Here is a 1986-nt window from a genome sequence, read left to right on the forward strand (position 1 = left end):
TATTTTTTTGAAGGCGATATCTACTTTTGGAGTAATTTTTTCCATGTTTTATTCCTTTTTTTGAGGTATAAATGTTACACCCTGCAAGGTAGATAGTTTTTTTATAAGTTACATGGCTTTTTTTTGCTTGGTCAAAAAGTGGTATAAAAACTGCTTCGTATCACTAAGCTGAACAAACAATGGCCTCAACTTAAGGAAGTTATATATTTTTTTGAATGATAAACAATATGATGTATACTAGTTTTTTCTTGATAAAACAGTCGACAAAAAATCAAGCCCTGGGTAAAAAGTCGCTGAAAGCGCTTCTTACAGCTGGAAAAACAGAACTTGCCGGCTACGCGGGCTTCGAAGAGGCTGTTTTTTTATGTCAGCTGCAAGATCTGCTTTCTGGTAGCAACTATTTTACAAGGGGCGTTTTATTTTTTCTTGGTATGCTGCCATAGGCCTGAATGTATACACCTCAAGCTTAAAGAACGATAACAAAGAATGCTAACTAATATCTTAATATATTAATTTAAAACTAGAGATGAAAATAAAATATATAAAAAAAATAGTTATTACTTATTTGTTGGGCATATATAGTCTAATGTCCATTGGGTGCAGCCATACAAACCATGCGCAAAATCGAATGCTTGCCGGTTACTCTCCTCTTTCTATGGGCATCGTGGCGCACCTTGATGCACAAAACAACACTAGTACTGAAAACATTTTTGCCGAAGACAGGCTTATACCTACTAATGGTAAAGTAATTGTACAATACAAAGTTGATGATAATGATCAACTTCAGCCTTACAAGTTATTCAAACCTACACCGGAATCTGGATATGATCCTGCGCTATGGGCAAAAGAAAGAACTAATCTGGCTAAGCATCAAAAATTATTTAACTTGGTTGCCAACTTATTTCGCAAGAAAGATAGGCCAGGAATCCAAATTTTTGAGATATTCGATTCAAAAGGTATTGGGTACATCGGTCATATGGGCCCTAAATTCAGTAATTCTCTAAAAATCTTCCGCTTGGGCATGGCATTTGACACATTTGATGACGAGAGGAACTATTGTTATAAGATCCTAGACTCCCCTTTTATCATTTGTACAATGATCCATGAATTGGGTCATTATCTGACAATGAATAAAGACCAAGCATATCTTGTAGGGGAAACAAAGATTTATAAAGACGATTCAATTATGAAAAAAAACCAGTCTATACCAGATAATTATTATTCTCGGAAAAAATGCCATGCTTTGAGTCGTTTTGTCGATGATTACGGTGATTTGAATCTTGGTATGCATCATGACGCTCTATGTGAGACTCTTGTAAAGAACTACTTGACTGGTTATAATGAAGCGAGAGCCAACACATATTACAAAACAAGGGCTTATTCACAAAGCAAAAAATACATTAGCAGTTATGCGAAAACGGATCATTACGAAGACCTGGCTGAGACTTTTGTTTATTTTGTACTCGATGATAAACGCCCGGAACCAAACGTTAGTATACTAGGTGATAAGGTCCTACTGTTTTATGAAAACAAAAAATTCGTTAAAATCAGGAAATCTATTCGGAAGAATCTCAAAAAACTAGGCATCCGTCCCAAGATGTCTCGAGATGAACTCAAGAAAGTATTTAATGATTTACAAACCCCAAAGCAGGCCGATTCTAAAACAAAATTTCTATCTATTTTTCAGAGAAAATAAAACAATCTATTTAACTAGGGATCAGCTTGGTTGCCCTTTACGAACAACTGGTGCTGATTTTCTATCTATATGGTAGCATTTGTAGCAGCTTTTTGGGCTACGTTAAGCGCTGTAGACTTATATGATAAAAAAAACACCGCTCTTGTGCAAAAAGTTGCGACCAGAAAGCACCCATTACAGCTGACCAGAAAAACAGCCTGTTTGAAGCCCGCGTAGCGGCCAAATTCTGTTTTTTCAGCTGTAAGAGGCGCTTTTCCGCAACTTTTTACAAGGGCTGAATTTTTTTGGCT

Annotated in this window: 2 protein-coding genes; one reads left to right on the forward strand and one right to left on the reverse strand. The window is 36.2% G+C overall.

The features are described 5' to 3' along the window. Positions 1-526: 526 nt before the first annotated feature. A complete protein-coding gene (locus MUW73_RS01705; protein WP_243018755.1) occupies positions 527-1696 on the forward strand; it encodes a hypothetical protein in 1170 nt (389 codons plus the stop codon). A gap of 65 nt (positions 1697-1761) precedes the next feature. On the opposite strand, the gene MUW73_RS01710 is transcribed toward MUW73_RS01705, so the two are convergent. Next, the coding region (locus tag MUW73_RS01710) for a hypothetical protein (RefSeq protein WP_243575195.1) at positions 1762-1986 on the reverse strand (225 nt) is incomplete at its 5' end.

This window comes from Candidatus Cardinium sp. cByotN1, from assembly GCF_022810525.1.
Classification (GTDB): domain Bacteria; phylum Bacteroidota; class Bacteroidia; order Cytophagales; family Amoebophilaceae; genus Cardinium.

What these genes read in the sequence shown, in the direction of transcription:
- MUW73_RS01705 (WP_243018755.1), top strand. Translation starts at nt 527, where the DNA reads ATGAAAATAAAATATATAAAAAAAATAGTTATTACTTATTTGTTGGGC.